We start from the raw sequence: 17,191 nt of genomic DNA, 5'->3' as shown, positions 1-17,191 counted from the left end.
CGACGTCATATCATGGTGAGAGCTGCGTTAAGTTGCTTAAACAATGGTGGGTGATTAAAAATATCAGTCATAGTACGACTAGGTTTATGGATTTAGAGCGTACTGCGGGAATCGCCCCCCGCATCATCATCTTGGAAGGCTGAGGGTAATAACCATTAAACGCTGTACGCTTTGCGTTCATATTCCTTGATAATCAGTGGGGTGCTTAGTCAGTTTTAGCCTAGAAAGCCAAATCAGACTTGAAATGGACATCCACATAGTATTTCATATGCTCGGAGCGACAATACCCGCTCCCCAAAGGACGCGAACCGAAGTAGAAAAAAGAGATATTACATACGCCGAATCAACCATTTAGGGATTGGTTCTACGCACCCATCAATCGAGGCTCACTTCTGTGGCCAATTCAACTCGACCACAATAAAAGAACATTATGAAGAGTAAAAGAAGCAGACTTCGAGATCATGAACTGGAAGCCAGTTTATTCAAAAACCGAGCCGTGTTTGCTTTCGTATGTATTGTCTTTCTGGCCGGGCTGCTGGTTCTCAACATTTATAACCTGCAGGTGACAAAACATCAGTATTATCAGACACGCTCTAATTCTAATCGTATCAAAATCATTCCTTTGCCGCCGACCAGAGGGCTGATTTATGACCGCAATGGCGTCCTTTTAGCAGAGAATGTGCCAGTGTTCAGCTTAGAACTCGTGCCAGAAAAGATAAAGAATATTCCCAAAACGATTGAGAGACTCCGTGAAATCATCGATATCTCTCAAGAGCAAGAAGAAAGGTTTAATACAAACCTCAAACGGGCACGACGTTTTAGTTCCGTGCCTCTGTTGGACAACCTCAATGACGAACAAGTCGCCAAATTCTCGGTCAATCGCTATAAATTTCCCGGCGTGGATGTCATGGCAATGCTCAAGAGACATTATCCCTACGCCGATATTTTGACCCATTCACTCGGCTATGTAGGACGCTTGAACGAGTCGGACCTCAACAGGTTCATCAGTGAAGGGAAAGAGCTCAATTATAAAGCCACCAGAAACATCGGGAAAATTGGCATTGAACGCTATTACGAAGACATGCTCCATGGCAAAGTGGGCTATCAAGAAGTCGAAGTGAACAGTCGTGGTCGCGTCATACGTGTACTCAAATACGTGCCGCCTATCCCTGGTCAAGATATCACCCTCAATATCGATATTGAGCTTCAAACCTACATCCATAACCTGCTTGGCGGTCGAAAAGGTGCCGCCGTGGTGCTCGATCCTCGCGATAATGGCGTCTTAGCGATGGTGTCCAGTCCGAGCTATGACCCCAATGCCTTTGTCAGCGGCATCTCCAGGGCCGCCTATAAAGCCTTGCTCAACGACAGAGATAGACCCTTGGTCAATCGCGCCACGTTAGGTACCTATTCTCCAGGCTCGACCATCAAACCCTTTGTTGCCGTTGCCGCCCTCAATGAGGGGATCATTACCCCGAGAACCAAAATTCGCAGCGTTGGCGCGTGGCGAGTTCCCAACAGCAACTCTCGCGCGTTTCGCGATTGGCTCAAATGGGGCCATGGTAGCGTCGACGTGACTCACTCTATCGAACAATCCGTCAATACCTTCTTTTATCAGATCGCCTACGATATGGGCATTGACTCACTCTCCAATTGGATGATGATGTTTGGCTTTGGCCAAAGTACCGGGATCGATATATTCGAGGAAACGTCGGCAAATATGCCAACCAGAGATTGGAAAAGAAGTCGTTTCAATAAACCTTGGTACATCGGTGATACCATCCCTATCGGGATTGGACAGGGTTACTGGACCACTACCCCCATCCAAATCGCCAATGCCACTTCCATCCTAATCAATGATGGCCGAAAAAAACCGATCCGGTTGCTCGATAGTGTGTCGGGTCACAACGCGTCGACCGCCAAAGAGCCAACCGAATTCCCGCCGATCGAAGGTGTACCATCAAACTACTGGGTACTCGCCAGATACGGCATGTATTTGGTGAACCACGGTAAAAAAGGCACCTCCAGAAAAGTGTTTCGAAACGCTCCCTACAAGAGCGCCGGGAAATCCGGTACCAGTCAGGTCTTCGGTCTGGCAGAAAACGAAGAATACGATGCTGAAAACATTCCCGAACACCTAAGAGATTTGGCCTTGTTTACCGGCTTTGCCCCATACAACGATCCGCAAATCGTCGTGACGGTGATCCTCGAAAACGCCGGTGGCGGTTCATTCAATAGTGCGCCCATCGTTAAGAAGATTTTTGATCACGTGTTACTCGAACCAAGTCAGTGAAGTCCGAGCGATAACCCAATCGGTAGCAGTGGGCGATTGCGTCATCGCCCAAGGCTGCCCCGCATTCCCGTGGCAACCTCAAATTGTCATTGTAAGATCAGACTGCAAATATGATTGTCTTGCCAATCATAGTGACAAACAAACGTGTCGCTAATGCCCGTTTCCGACTGAAACTCAGGCGTCAATGCCAAGCCAATACACCGTTTCTCGACATCGATAAACATCACCCTTGCTAGCTCAAAGCCAAAATAGGCCCCAATGTATGGATACGTCGCTTTAAATAAGGCTTCTTTGGCCGAAAAGACGAGGGTGAGCAACACATTGTCCGCAAGATCGACGGTCTTTAAATATTGCCGATCTTCCTCCCGCAAAACATACTCCCTCAAACATTCTGCGTTGTCTTCGGTGACAATACCTTCCGCATCAATCCCTAGAAAACCACGTCGGGCCAACGGTTTGTTCATCACCACGGAAAAAGCCATCCGCTCTGAATGAGAGATCGACCCCATCAAATGAGAAGGCCAGATGGGACAACGATGCTCCCCGATGGGCAACTCAAAACCACCACAAGAAACACCAGGCTCAAACATGGCCATCGCCGATTGACTCAAATAACGCCCCACCAGAAACTCCGCCTGTCTTTTGGGCACTGCTGCTCTGATGCTCGGCACAAAACGCACCCCCAGTGCCTCAAAAAAACTCGGCTCGAACTGCTCTCGAGCAAACTCACAACGGCTCATGATGACCGGCATGTGCGCATGCTGCCAAAACGTTGCGTTCTTAATAAAACCAGAAAGAGGCCCAGAAAAGGCCTCTGTCGCTGGGTTAGCAACTCGTGTAAAGCTCGGAAAACTCACTGGTCTCACGACTCCTTGTTCCACACAATAAAGGGCTGATCGCCTGATTGACATACGTTACCACATCCTCTGGATGAGTGTTCATGAAAAAGTGTCCCCCTTCAATCAGTTCAATGCGAAAATCATCCGTGAGTTCGCTCCAAGCTTGCACTCTTTGCGGCGTCGCAAGCGCGTCTTGAGTACCCGCTAACCCGAGGATCGGCACTGGCATTCTCTCTGCAGGCGCGCAGTATTGCTCGGCGATTTTAAAATCCGCCCGCAACATGGGCTTGAGTAACGCCAATAACTCGTCGTGCTCGAGCACCTCTTGCGGTGTCCCCTCGAGCCCTTTCAAAGCCTGGACAAATTCTTCATCGGGCAAATCGTGAATACGCGTGAGATTGGAGGCGAGATGCGCACCTGAGCAACCCGAAGCAATCAAAAGTCTCGGTAATACGATGCCTCGTTCTCGCATGTTACGCATCAGCTCCCAAGCCACACAGGCCCCCAAACTGTGGCCCAAAAACACACTTGAGGCCGCAGGCAACTGCCGATAGTTGTCTAACAAACTGTCCACCAATTGCGACATGCTCTCGCTCGGAGGGCTTTGAAAGTTCCGTCCCCGACCCGGATACTCTATCAGTACAATTTCGACCGATGGATCCAAGTTCGCCTTTAAAAAGGTAAAGGTCTGCGCCGAGCCCCCAGCAAACGGGAAACAAAAGAGCCTCAATGAAGGCGACGTCACCGGCTGTGGGGTCCAAAATAATGGGTTTTTGTTCATCTCTCGTACCCGAACTTAACGATAATAACTGCTAAGACACGCCTGCTCAGGGCAAGAGATGATCTCATTCAACTTGTCCATCGCATCCATGAAGGCTTTACGCTCTTGTGCCGAGTGCAACTGCTCTTGGGCACGCTCGCCGCTTTTCTTTAATAAAAATTGCAGACTGGGTTGAGAAACCGCCAAGGCGTCAGCTCGATGCCACCAGTTCATGCTGATATTGAACGTATCTAGCGATTCTACCGCGTGAAACCAAAACGCCGGTAAATACAACATATCCCCGGCCTCTAACATCACCTCCATCGCATGGGCATTCTGATATAGTGGGTGCTCAGCCAAATCCGGCTCAAAGGCGTTCACTTCACAATACGCACCATACTTACGTGTGTTGTACAGCGATCCTGCTTCCTGGGGAGCGAACAACATAAACCGTTTCTTGCCCTGAACCTGAACAAACAAATTCTCGTACGCATCCGTATGAAGCCATGATTGCGTATGTTGGGCTTGCATCCACAACACGCCAATTTCAAAGCTTGCACCGTCGCTCAGAGCCGGTTGAGTGAAGTCTTCAGCCAACGGTGACAAGTCAATATGGTGTCGATACTGACACTGCTCGCCACTGTCGAAAATCAGACGATTTAACGCCAGTTTCGCGCTTTCCTGCACCGGCCCCGCGACAATGTGATCCAAGTAGTCCGACATCTTAAGCGGCTTAGGGATATGGCGGTTATGTCGGGCATTCGACAAATCCGGGTGTTTGTGAGTTTCGGACTGCGAGCAGAGAACATTTAAATGCCCAAAATGCCTCCTCAGCGTGTCCACGTCCCAGCGCGTCAAAGCCGGCCAATCTCTGGCGTAGCCACGGATAATCAACGGTTGGTTTTTGGCCACATATTGGGTTAAGAACGCCTCTCGGGCGATCCCTTTGTCCACTTCATCTACAGTAAATTGATTTTGCATATGATTGCTCTTTGCTATTTGATTGACAGCGCCATTTTCTTCTTAGGTTGGCAAACCTAGCCACTCGCCACAGCCCTGTTCGGGACAGGCCACGCAGCCCAAGACTCCCCTAGGGTTGAGTCTCACGCAAACGCCGCGCTCACAGTGCGCTCGCCCGATCCCGGTGTCCAGTTGTTGACCGCATGGGCCCAGATCATGTTGTTGAACAGGATCATCTCTCCAGGCTGCAGCTTGTGCACCAGCATGCCTTGAAACAGATCCTGATAACGCACCGCTACCGTTGTTAATCGCCGCTTGTAGGCGTCATCGAATGCAGCCAACGAGGTCCCCAGCTCGGGCAATTTCAACAAACCAAGATTGGCCAACGTCTCAGAAAACGCCTGCGGCGAACGTGCGTCGACAGACTCCACCGTGTCCCAGTAGGTAAACACCTCTTTTTCAGCCAAGCGGGAATAGGTCGGGCACAGCGGTGTGAGCACATGCACCAACGTCAGCTCTGGCGTCACCTTGTGCTCACTGACAATTTCATCCTGCGCGGTCACCGGATACGCGCTATCGACCTGAAACATCCTTTTCAATTTCGCCGCATCGGCCGGAGTGAGTGCGCGAGTGCACAACGCTTTCGTCTTACGCTCACGCAGTGACGCCCATTGCGGGCTGTCCTGATCCACCTGCAACAACACCGTTTCCCCGCCATCGGTATCATTCCGCTCACAGTAAAAGGCCGCCATCTGCATACCTGCATAGCTACTCCCTTCCGAATGGGGCGAAATCACCCGGTAGTCATCGCGATCGTACACCGTCATAAAGTACTCGCCGACATTGCGGCGATGCCCCTTACTGGTTGCATACCCCGCTTGCAGCTCCAAGCTATCCTCTAACGAAAAGTGCTGCGCGATTTGATACATCAATTGGTCGGCGTGTCGGCCACTCTGCAGGCCCACCACCTTCACCACCTTATCTTGTTGCAATGCCTCACCAATCCGCGCGGTGCTCGTGAGCGCCTCCCCCCAAGTAAGCTCAAACCAACGCCCAGGTAACAGCGACACCTGGTACGTATTGCGCGTCGAATCTGGGTGATTATCGTCACTCATCTAACCCCCTTGCCAAGAATAGTAAATCGTAAATTGAGTCACGTAGTGACGCCAAATTCGCCCGGCTCAAGCTCGGTTTGCGAATTTGACCCCACCACGCACTTAGGCGATAGCCCAGTGTCAACGGGACGTCGTTACTGAACTTCGCGTTGCAAACGTAAGTAAAGTAGGTACTCCTCCTCGCTCAGCGGGATCCCCCCTTTCTGGCGACTCTCCTGCGTGTCGCGCTCCAGATCACCAGCCACTCTCACTGGCTCCGAACCACGCGGTTCGGTCGCTCTGATACTGTCGAGAAAACGCCCCAAGCGCGCATCAAATTCACTCGCGCTCATCAACGCCCTGTGATTGATGGCAAACAGAAAGTGTCCTACGTTATTCGGGGTATCAAACGGCTCCGCATAGAAATGGGCCATGTGTTCATCGTCAGGTGCGCCGTTGAGCAAACCGGCCAATATCGACACCATGGCAGCCAACCCTTGGCCTTTGTAGCCACCCAGTGGCAACAACGCGCGGATCCCAGACGCCGCCGACGCATCTTCAATCGCCCAACTGCAATGAACCGGCATTGACTGTTTCAGATGCTGCTTCACTTTGGAGTACGACACCTGACTGGTGGCCATATCCAAACAAAACGCATCCTTGTCCGTCGTCACAGCAAAACTCATGGGGTTGGTGCCAAACAGGGCTTTTTCACCATTAAATGGCGCGACAAGCGCGTCGGCATTGCTGCAACAAAAAGTCATGAATCCCGCCTTGGCAGCTTTTAAACTGTAATTGGACGCCGCGCCAAAGTGATTGGAATTTTTAACAAACACCGCCGCGATGCCCTGCTCACTCGCCATCTCCATCAGCAAGCGCACCGCCTCACAGCCTGCCACAATGCCTAAGGCGCCGTCCGCGTCCATCTGAGCCAAGGCCGGCAACACCTGGTCGATCTGAATATTGGGCTTGGCCTTGCTCCGTCCCCCCTCAAGCTCAGAGAGATACGTGCTAAATAGACGAAAACCATGAGTATCTACACCACGCAGTGACGGCACGATCAATCCGTCCACCACATCATGGATGTGCGTTTCACTCAATCCTAACATTCTCAGTTTACCGGCGATCGCGCCAGACAACGCCTCAACGTGTACCTTATGCATCACCAGTACTCCGCATGATCAACACTTCCAGATACTGCGCCAGATTTTTGATCCCGGCCTCAATGTCCTTCTCAGCAACATAACTGAACGAAAGACGCAGTTGCTTTTTGTAAACCTCCGTTCCACTGAAGAAAGCCAATGGCACGCATATGACCTTGAATTTGTCCGCACATTCCGCACACTCCTGCAGGGTAAACGCCACCGGTAAGTCAATCACCAAAAAGAAGCCGCCTTCCGGTTGATTCCAGCTCACCTTGTAGGTCTCTTTTAACTCAGAAAAGTGCTGATCTAAACAGCGCAACATCTCATCGCGGTTACGTTGATAATACCGTTTCGCCGGCACCACAAACGACGCCAGCGTGTGATCCTCTGACAACAGCACCCCGGCTACTGTGGCCTGATTGAGTTGACTGGTATTGAGGGTATTAAAGCTCTTTACCTTCACAAACGACGTAATCAAAGGCGTGGTGCGCTCGTGATCCCGCACCTGTTGAGCAATCACCAAATAGCCCACTCGCAGCGACGGACACAACGATTTCGCAAAGGTGCCCAAATAAATCACACAGCCTTCCGTGTCCAACGACTTCAAACTGGGTAACCCCTGCTCGGTATAACGAAACATCCCATAGGGATTGTCTTCCAAGATCAGCACTTGCTGCGCCCCACAAGATGCCACCAGCTGCTTACGTCGTGCACGAGAAAAACTTACCCCCAGTGGGTTGCTGTACTCAGGTACCACATACAAGCCTCTGGCCGTTTTGCCACGGCCTTGGATCTCTGCAATGACGGCCTCCAAATCAGCCAAGTCTGGCCCTTCGTCATCCATCGCCACCGCACAGACTTCTATGCCCAGCACGCTGGCCATACCAACAATGCCGATGTAAGCCGGATCAGTCACCAGTAAGACATCCTTTGCCGCATCGAACAGCGACAGCAAAAACAGCGCCATGCCCTCTTGCGCGCCATCCGTCACCAGAATGTGCTCCGGAGCCACCGATATCCCCTCTTCTTTCAGCACATGCTGCGCCAGCACATCACAAATAATGCCTTGTGTTGGACCATACTGACCTAACTTCTGATACACCGCCTTTAACGTGCTGCCCTGCTGTTCAGCGCGATATCGAGCGTAGTGCTCAACGTAATCCGACACCTTCGCCACATCGAAAAAGTCTTCACTTGGACGCCCGGAGGCGAACGATGTCGCCTCCGGGTACTGTTCTATGACCTCATTAAGAAAATTCATCACATCCAGTGCAGGATGCGCCAGTGAGGTCAGTTGAGATTGTGTTAATTGCATAAACGTTGAACCTGTTAGACGAAGTCTGCTGACTCCAATTGGTTGAAAAGGTTGCTGACATTTTTGTCTGAAAAGCCTTTCCCTTCGCCACGCTGGATAAGCTCAATCATCATGCCCGAATTGGGATCGCGACGTGTAAACGCCTGCTTTAAGCTAGTGTCTGACAAAATGTTGGTCGCAAACTCCAACCCTTTTTTAGACAACTCAGCCACCGCCTCTTCAATACAGTCGACGTGCAACGCGACGTGTTGCACGCCCGGACCGTATTTATCAATGTAACGCGACACCTGAGACTCGGGCTCAAGTCCCTGTATCAACACAATATCGAAGCTTTGACTCGACACGACCGCCGAAATCATCCCCGAGCGTTCCCCTTGAGTGAGACGCTCTTCTTTCAACTCGAAACCTAAGATATTGCAGTAAAACTCTTTGGCGCTGTTGAGATCCTTCACCGCCACCGCAATGTGATCGATCCTCGAGTAGTCAAGCTTAAACAGGTTGGGGATCTTGCCAGCTGTCACGGTCTCCACCGCGTCGCGTTCTAATAGTTCGGTCATTTTTGTTCTCCTTAGCGGCTTAAAAACGGTGCGTTTTTACGTCCGATGCGTCCATGAATTCATTGCGAGGCTCACGGTTTTCACCACTGAGTAGAATCGATTTATGGTGAGAAATATCAATGTTTGACCCATCCACATAATCACCCTCCACACGGCCAGGGTAAATCAGCGTGCTGCTCGGTGTGACACGGAAGTTGATCGCCATACGACCCGACTCACTGACGTTCGCGGTTGAACGATGCATCGTGCGCTCTGGGAAAATCACGTACTGACCTTTCTTCATTGGCAAGGTCACCAATTCGTCTTCCGTGTAATCAAAGTCGCACGTGTACGCCGCTTCCAATTTGGCGCACTTGTTCAGAATGTGCTGCTGCAGTGTCTCCACGCTACTGGCGTCAATGTCGATATCGTCGAGGTAATCCGACGTATTAATATCGAGCACCAAAGTGGCATTACGACACTTCTCCACCAGTTGCTCTTTTGATTCCAAGTCCAGGAAAGGATCCTGCCAAAACGCGGAGTCGACCATCGGCACCATTTCTATCGGATAGCGTTTTTTGTATGACTTGCGAATGAACTGCATCGGTCCCATCGACTCATCAATATCTTGTAAGGCAAACCAAATCGTGAGGTTCCAAAACTCGTTCTGGTTGTCGGCACTCGGCTTCAACCCGGGGATATCATTACCAATCTCTTCCCCGTTGAACGCCCCCCATTCCTGATGCCATTCGATCGCGGCATCGCCGGGCTTTTTGTAGAAGATTTTAGAGCGCCATAACGCCAAATCGTCGCCTAAGATCTGTTGTAAAGCCCCCACCAATTGCGGTTGACTCGCCAACGCCAACACGTCTTCGTTCAGTAAGTGCATCTCTCGGACAGAAAAACGACCGTAAAGCGGGTGATCCGCACGTTTGTCAAGGTACTCATGCAAATAGTTCGCGACCGAATCTATCGTGTCGTCCGAGAGTTGTGAGTTGAATGGTCCTACGTAGCCTTCTTGCTCAAAAAATTCCAATTGCTCTTTCGTTAACATGGTTTTCTCATCTCTGATTGGTTGTTTTCCTAAAAGCCGCATACGACCGACGTGCACTGACTCCTTCCCATCTTCATCCGATGCGAGCGATGATCTTCTCGCCCACATCAGGCTTTCTTACTTAGGCTCTGACCTCCTTACCCATTCCCACCATCACCTTGCGATGACCGCGAAAAGGCTCTCTGGCATGGGCATACAGCATGTTGTCGAGCAGCATTAAATCGCCTTCTTGCCACGTAAATGTGAATTTGTGTTTTTGATACACCTTGAGGATCTCGTCGATATAGTGATCGGGAATGACACTTCCATCACCAAACAACACATTACGAGGTAACTGGTCCGGCGCTAGACTGGCCAACATCGACTGCTTGACCGCTTCGTCAAGCCCACGCAGATGAAACATGTGAGCGGCGTTAAACCATAGCTTCTCCCCTGTGATAGGGTGCCTTCTCACGGCAGCCACATTCTGACTGGTGCGCAATCCGTCCCCGTCAAGCCATTGATGCTCAATCTGGTTGGCCTGACAAAATGCGTCGACGTCCTGCTTACTGTTGGTCTGAAACACCTCGCTCCATTTCAGATCAATATCAAGGTAATTGCGCACATACCTTAGGCCCTTAACCTCAAACTCCTCACGGATCGCCGCTGGCATGTCACGATAAATCAAGCGGCTGTCCGTGATGGGGGTTTCCCCCCCGACCTCAGCGGCATTCATGCAATAAAACCCAATGCGCAGCGGCCAGCTATTGGCATACGAATTTTCATTGTGCAGATTAATCGTACTGTCAGAATGGTATTCCGTAGAGGTGTACACGTTGCCTCTGAGTCGAGTTCTCGGGGTCGAACGGTATTTGTATTCCAATAACTCGCCGCCAAAGACCGCGGTCAGAAATTTTCCTAACGATTTGCTCCCTTTAAGCGTCAAGCCGCGCAGCAACAAGCGACCGTGTTGCGACAAATGCTGATCAATCGCTTCCCGGTTCGCCGCCGCCCATTCGGCATCCATGCTCCCCTCGGTGAGCAGCATCATTGGCTCACCGTTTAGCGTGGTTAAGTGTGTGCTCAGTTCGTCACAAACTGGTGTCATAGTGGTACTCCTTTCAATCCCGGTTACATCAAACGTTGGAATTCAATAACGCGGCCTTTGCGGGCGTTATATTTGGCCCAGATACTCCGTTTCGAGTATCCGATGGTGAAATCACCCCGCTGCTGCCAAAGCGGATGCGTTAAATCGGCCAATGCCGCCTGATATACAGCCAGTTCGGCCTGCAGTTGTGGCAAGGCATCAACACGTTGTTGCACTAAGGCTTCCGCCTCGCGATACAGCGCCCAGTCCCGGTGATCCAGCGCCTTCAAGCGACCAATTTGTGCTTGCGTCAGATCGTCACGAGTGAGGGTCTTTTTCACCTTGTCACGCTGCTTCACGTACAGCACTTCATCCAGGCTCATCCCCAGCGCATGCCTAAACAGCAACACACTTTCGTCAAAGCGTTCCGTGATCCCAACGCTGGTAAATGCGCGCTGTAGAAAGTCCGGCTGCCCGTCTTCATACCCCAACCAACTCGCCTGATGATTAGGCTCATGATAGAAGTCCAGGTAGTCGTCAAAGCTCAGCGCTTTGTCCAAACTCAAGTGGTTGTAGAACGAGATCGCTCGGCTCAATGGATCACGCAGCAAGGTGATCAGGTTGTGCTCACCCATTCTGTCTCGCAGCCACGCCTTACCCTCCGGTTTCGGGAAGTCTGGAAAATGACGAAAGAGCATGCTGGCTTTTTCACGCGTCTGCTCGGCCTGCTGCTGTGCGAGGCTGACTTCAGGCTCGTCGCCCGTATCGACAAACGTCAATCCATGTTTCACACAGTAAGGAAACAGCACAGAACTCGCCAACGACGTGCCACCGACCTTTTTGAGCTTCACAAAGACCGTAGGTTTGAAGTCCTGAACGCCCTCATCCCCCTTGGAGCTCGGCGTCAAATTGGCCGTTTCTTCTAACAAGGCGTCCAAGATCTCAGCAGACTGCGCGATCGTAGGATGCTCAAACACTGCTCTGACCGGCACATTGAGACCAAAGTGCTGATTGATTTGATTCACCAGACGGATCGCCACTAAGGAATTCCCTCCCGCGGCAAAAAAGTCCAAGTCAATACTCACCCGGGCCACCTTCAATAAGTCTTGCCAAATGCCCTGTAATACCGTTTGGAGCTCCGTACTTGGCGCCACATAATCGGCGTCACCACTCACCTTGGGCTCAGGCAGCGCATCCAGATCGGTTTTCCCATTCGCCGTCACCGGAATAGACCCGAGCATGACGAAGGCCGACGGCTGCATATACTCCGGCAAACACGCCTGAAGATGCTGTCTTGCCAAGTCAATACCATTGCTCGGCTCGCGCTCCGTATGAGGCAGCAGATAAGCCACCAGATGCTGACGCAACGCCCCTTCACCCTTGACCGCCACCAACGGCGTTTTCACCCACGCCAACTGACCTAAGCACTGTTCGATCTCACCTAAGTCAATTCGATGACCGCGGATCTTCACCTGTTGGTCGTTTCTGCCCAAAATCTCAAGCACCGGGCCCTCTCCCGAAGTCGTTGACCAGCGCACCAAATCCCCAGTGCGATACAGTTTTTGACCCGGCAGTTCAGGGATCTCAACAAAGGCGCGCTCCGTGAGTGCCGATTGCTTCCAGTACCCCGATGCTAGACCCACGCCGCCCAGTAGCAACTCCCCAGTCACGCCGATTGGGCACAGCTTGTCATCGTGAACAACATAGCCTATCGTGCCCGGGACAAAGGCCCCAATCGGCACACTGCCACCAGTGGCCTCGGTCACCGGATACACATTCGACGTCACCGTGGCTTCCGTCGGCCCATACGCATTAAACAGACGACATCGTGTTGACAGTGGCGACTCAAACCAACGAGCGACAATCGACGGCGGCAACATTTCCGCCCCCAGCACTAAGGTGCGCAGCGCACTGTCTGCCAACGTCGATAGAGTGGCTTGATCGTAGACCGCGGACTGGAACAAGCTGGGCGGCATATCCGCAATGGTGATGCCCGTCTGACAAATATGCTCGACCAAACCCACACGGTCTTGTTCAAAGTCGTAGATCACTGACGTCGCACCCGCACACAAAGCCATAAAGATCTGCTCAACTGAGCCATCAAAGTTGAATGAAAAGAACTGCGACACTTTGTCGTTCACCCCAATCTCATGCAAAGCAATCATCGCTTGGATATGCGTCGCAATCGCTCGATGCCCAGTCAATACGCCTTTCGGCTGTCCCGTTGAACCCGAGGTGTAGATCAAATAACTTGGACCATCCAACAAGGCGGGATTACTGACCGGCAACGCGACGTCATGGCGAGGTTCAGCGTGGAAATCCACCAGCCGATCCGCGTCCATCCCCGCAGGCGATTGACCCGCCATGGTGATCACAAATTTGCACTCCGCATCCAAAATGATGTAAGTCAAGCGATCCGCCGGATAGCTCTTGTCGAGTGGTACATAGGTCCCGCCCGCCTTCAAAATGGCCAGAATCGACACGATCGTCTCCGGGGAGCGCGGTAAAAAGATCCCGACGCGCTCTCCGCTCTTTAGTCCCCGTTCAACCAAACTCAGGGCCAATCTGTCGGAGGCCTGATGCAACGCCTGATACGTCACACTGCGCTGCCTATGCTCAATCGCTATCGCCTGCGGCTGTCGTTTCGCCACCTCTGTGATCACATCAGGTATGTACTGGGCCGTCGGGACTACCACGTCAGCCCCCGACCACGTGTCGGTAAGCTGCGCTCTCTCCTCAGGCACCATCGCGGGTAAATCGGCAATCTTAGCCTCTGGGCGTGACAAAATACTGTCGACCAAATGCAACAAGTTGTTCGCCATTCGAGTCACGGAGTCCCGCTCAAAGAGCTGCACGTTGTATTGCCAATTGATCATCAAACCTTGCGGTTTTTGCTCCAGTTGCAGCTCGAGATCATACGGTGACAGCAAACCTCGACCTTCGTGGACCTCCAGCGACGCCATGTCCAGACCAGGTAAACTCAACGTGTCTTGGTCATTGTTTTGCAACACGATAAGGATCTGGAACAACGGGTGATAACTGGTACTACGTTGTGGGTTCAATTCATCAACCAACACGTCAAATGGCAAATACTGATGCTCAAACGCCGACAGTAACCTGGTTTTGTTTTCCGCCAACAATTGGCAAAATGTCTGCTCAGGATCCAACTCCGTTCTCAGTACCAGCATGTTGACAAACATACCGATCAACGACTCCGTGTTTTCGTCATAACGACCCGCTACCGGTGTCCCCATCACAATGTCTTTTTCGTGTGAGTACTGCTCAAGCAGCAGAGCAAACGCCGTTTGCATGAACATAAACAGCGTACCACCGACGTGTTGCGTCAGCGCTTCAACTCGGTTCAGAGTCTCAAGTGGCAACATCGTTCTCACCATCTGGGTCTCGTGACCGAGATCCACTGGTCTGGCTTTGTCCAACGGCAAACCATGGACGACCGGCAAATCCGCCAACTGCGTTTGCCAATGCTCGATTAGCGCATGGCGCTTCTCACCTTGCAGCCAGCGTGACTGCCAAACCGCGTAGTCTTTGTATTGGACCGTGAGCTCTGGCAGCGTCGGTACGCCCCCCTCTTGGTACGCTCGGTAGCCCTCGCTCAGCTCCTGAACAAACAGATTTTGCGACCAACCATCGGAAGCGATGTGATGCACATTGATCAGCAGGCAATGCGACGCCTCACCGTCAACATCGGGGAGCCGAATCACCTGCATCTTGACCGGAAACTCTGTCGCCAATTGGAAACTCTGCGCCGTCAACGCCTTCAAACTCGCGGTCATCTGTGTGTCCCGCTCAGCGTCAGACAAAGGCGACATATCGGTAAAAGTAAACGGTACGTCAAACGATTCATGCACCAACACTTCAGGCTCACCCTGAACCGTGCGGATCGTCGAACGAAGCACCCTATGACGTTGCATCACGTTGCTCAACGAAGCTTTCAACGCCTGCACATCGAGCGGACCATGGACGTGAAACGCAACGGGCATATTGAATTCCGTACTGCCCCCTTGCAACTGATCGATAAACCACAAACGCTTCTGGGCGTGCGACAGCCTGATCGCCTCCGTGGCGTCAACCACCTCTAAAGGCGGCAACGACAAAGGCGAGTGCGCCTCGCGAATAAGACCATCCAACTCGGCGATCGTAGGGTGCTCAAAGATCTGGCTGATGGTCAACGTCACCGCCAAATCAGACCGCAACTTGCTCACCAAGCGCGTCGCGAGCAACGAATGCCCACCCAAGTGAAAGAAGTTGTCGTTCACCCCCACACTCGGTACTCGCAGCACTTGCTGCCAAAGATCGCATAAGCGCGCTTGCAGCTCAGTCACAGGCGCGACGTAGCGGCTCAAGGACAACGTCTGATGCGCCACTTTCGGTAACGCCTTCACGTCGACTTTGCCATTGGGCGTTGTGGGCAGACTGTCTATAAACACATAACCTGCCGGTAACATAAAGTCCGGTAAATGAGTGCTCAGCTCCGCGACCAGTTTTGTTTCCAAGCCTTCCGCCACGTGCGCAATTTTCGGGTAGTTGGCGAAGCGCTGGTACTCATAGTGCCCACGACCCGCAACAGGAGGCTTCACCTCGCGATACAACACCAGATCCAAACTGTGCAAGTCACGGCTAGACCACGTGGCACTTAATTGATAACCATAACGATGGGCAAGGGCTTTTAAGCGCGGTAAATCTGCGGCCGGTGACGTCGACGCCGTCAACCTCAAATCGTTAACCAAAACCTGATCCCCGGCCGATTTGACGTGCTGCAATAACGTCAGATCGTCAAGGATCCTGACATTAGGCACACCGCAAACACCCCAACTCGCATGCTCACCAGTCTGCAGTAAACACTCAAACTGAGTCAGATCCTGCCAGTCATACCACTCACGCAGTGGTGGTGCCGCCTCCGTCGACGCCGCTTTATGCAACACCACATCATAGCGGTAGCGCAGCATTTCATTGTTGCCCGCGCCAGTTTTCACACTGATGTCCGCCTGTTCGAGCCCCTCTGTCTCAGCCACCAGGTGCTGAAAATACCCCGGGCTGACCAGCAGTTCTTCATCCTTGTAGCGCAATTGATTCAACTGTTCACGTACCTGCTGCACCGACAAGTTGGCCGTCCGCTCAGTGGTGCCCACAATCGAGGCGGCGTTGTGCGCATCCAATAAAGCAAAATGACGAATATCACCAATAAATATCTGGCCGTCATCGGTCAACCATGGCAGTAGACGTTGAATGGTGTTATGCAAGTACTTCAGGTTCGGGAAATACTGAATGACTGAGTTGATCACGATGGTATCGAACTGACAATCTGCCGGCAGATCCAACGTCTCAACAGTCCCGTGACACAAGGTCACGTGATCGTAATGGTTGTCCTTCACGCTGGCTTCAATGCCCGCCAAAGCCGCTGCGGAAATATCCGTAGCAAAGACCGCGTCACAAGCCTCCACATAACGGTGGAACAGCAATCCCGTGCCCACGCCCACTTCCAACAATTTCCGCGGCTTAAGCGCTAAGATTTGCTCGACAGTATCATCAACCCAGTCTTGCATTTCTTGCTCTGGGATCATCTCCCCGGTGTAGCTGCTCACCCAACCCGCTAATTCGCTTTGATGAGCCTCAGACGATCCGTTACTGGCTTCGTAGGTTTCATCGAACACGCGCGACCAATCCTGGATGTTTTGTTGGGCAAGATCATCGCAAGCACGTTCAAACGCCTGCTCCGTCGGACTCACCCACGCCCAAATTTGTTCAAGCTGTGCGTCATATTGCACCCGACACGCGACTACATCGTGGTGGTTTCGGATGCGCGTTTCCACTTCGCTTAACTCAACGCGGTGGCCACGAATTTTGATTTGATGATCCCGTCGATTTAAAAACTCTAGGTAACGGACGTCGCCATTTGGCGCCGTTTGCCAACGAACGACATCCCCCGTTTTATACAGTGTCGCTTTCCCATCTGCCCGGAAGGGATCTGAGATGAACTTCTCTGCCGTCAACGCAGGTTGATGCAAGTACCCTTCTGTGACGCCAGCCCCACCAATGTGGAGCTCTCCAGGCGTCCCGACAGGCACCAACTGCCCCGCGTCATCAAGAACGTACACCGTCACGTTATCA

11 protein-coding genes (1 of these 11 only partly in view) are annotated in these 17,191 nt (G+C 52.1%); 1 reads left to right on the top strand and 10 read right to left on the bottom strand.

The features are described from left to right. Window positions 1-430: 430 nt before the first annotated feature. Window positions 431-2,293 (top strand): penicillin-binding protein 2, encoded by a 1,863-nt coding sequence (gene mrdA / locus BCU07_RS22880; RefSeq protein ID WP_102258467.1) that lies wholly within the window; start codon window positions 431-433, stop codon window positions 2,291-2,293. 86 nt (window positions 2,294-2,379) lie between these two features. Here the strand turns inward: mrdA and BCU07_RS22875 are convergent, their stop codons facing one another. The 10 genes from BCU07_RS22875 to BCU07_RS22830 all read right to left on the bottom strand — a co-directional run. Continuing rightward, window positions 2,380-3,150 (bottom strand): 4'-phosphopantetheinyl transferase family protein, encoded by a 771-nt coding sequence (locus tag BCU07_RS22875; protein WP_198599053.1) that lies wholly within the window; start codon window positions 3,148-3,150, stop codon window positions 2,380-2,382. Beyond that, complete coding sequence (locus tag BCU07_RS22870; RefSeq protein ID WP_102428377.1) at window positions 3,119-3,913, bottom strand: thioesterase II family protein; 795 nt, start codon at window positions 3,911-3,913, stop codon at window positions 3,119-3,121. Before BCU07_RS22870 ends, BCU07_RS22875 begins: the two co-directional genes overlap by 32 nt. A 15-nt stretch (window positions 3,914-3,928) precedes the next feature. Further along, window positions 3,929-4,873, bottom strand: coding sequence for a cupin-like domain-containing protein (locus BCU07_RS22865; protein ID WP_102428378.1), 945 nt, complete (start codon window positions 4,871-4,873; stop codon window positions 3,929-3,931). A 122-nt stretch (window positions 4,874-4,995) separates the two neighbouring features. Beyond that, the gene (locus BCU07_RS22860) at window positions 4,996-5,967 is read right to left on the bottom strand and encodes a hypothetical protein (RefSeq protein ID WP_102428379.1); all 972 of its coding nucleotides are present in this window, start codon (window positions 5,965-5,967) and stop codon (window positions 4,996-4,998) included. Window positions 5,968-6,101: 134 nt separating this feature from the next. Beyond that, window positions 6,102-7,109, bottom strand: a complete 1,008-nt coding sequence (locus tag BCU07_RS22855) for an Ldh family oxidoreductase (protein ID WP_102428380.1) — start codon at window positions 7,107-7,109, stop codon at window positions 6,102-6,104. Then, the gene (locus BCU07_RS22850; protein ID WP_102428381.1) at window positions 7,102-8,406 is read right to left on the bottom strand and encodes a PLP-dependent aminotransferase family protein; all 1,305 of its coding nucleotides are present in this window, start codon (window positions 8,404-8,406) and stop codon (window positions 7,102-7,104) included. The genes BCU07_RS22855 and BCU07_RS22850 overlap by 8 nt, the downstream gene beginning before the upstream one ends. 14 nt (window positions 8,407-8,420) lie before the next feature. Continuing rightward, window positions 8,421-8,963: a VOC family protein gene (locus tag BCU07_RS22845; RefSeq protein ID WP_102428382.1), complete on the bottom strand. Its 543-nt coding sequence runs from the start codon at window positions 8,961-8,963 to the stop codon at window positions 8,421-8,423. Between the two features lie 19 nt (window positions 8,964-8,982). Then, entirely contained in the window at window positions 8,983-10,104 is a 1,122-nt protein-coding gene (locus tag BCU07_RS22840) for a phytanoyl-CoA dioxygenase family protein (protein WP_102428383.1), read from the bottom strand. A 13-nt stretch (window positions 10,105-10,117) separates the two neighbouring features. Further along, window positions 10,118-11,083 carry a TauD/TfdA family dioxygenase gene (locus tag BCU07_RS22835; RefSeq protein ID WP_102428384.1) on the bottom strand — a complete coding sequence of 322 codons (966 nt, stop codon included), beginning with the start codon at window positions 11,081-11,083 and terminating at the stop codon, window positions 10,118-10,120. Between the two features lie 23 nt (window positions 11,084-11,106). Next, window positions 11,107-17,191 carry the final stretch of a non-ribosomal peptide synthetase gene (locus BCU07_RS22830; protein WP_102428385.1) on the bottom strand. Its footprint extends 9,077 nt past the window's final position, so the window shows 6,085 of its 15,162 coding nt (coding positions 9,078-15,162); its start codon lies off the right edge, out of view; it ends in the stop codon at window positions 11,107-11,109.

It is taken from the genome of Vibrio sp. 10N.261.54.E10 (assembly GCF_002877735.2).
Lineage (GTDB): Bacteria > Pseudomonadota > Gammaproteobacteria > Enterobacterales > Vibrionaceae > Vibrio > Vibrio crassostreae_C.
The sequence above is the reverse complement of the archived record's forward strand: the minus strand, read 5'-3'. Positions and strand labels throughout refer to the sequence as shown.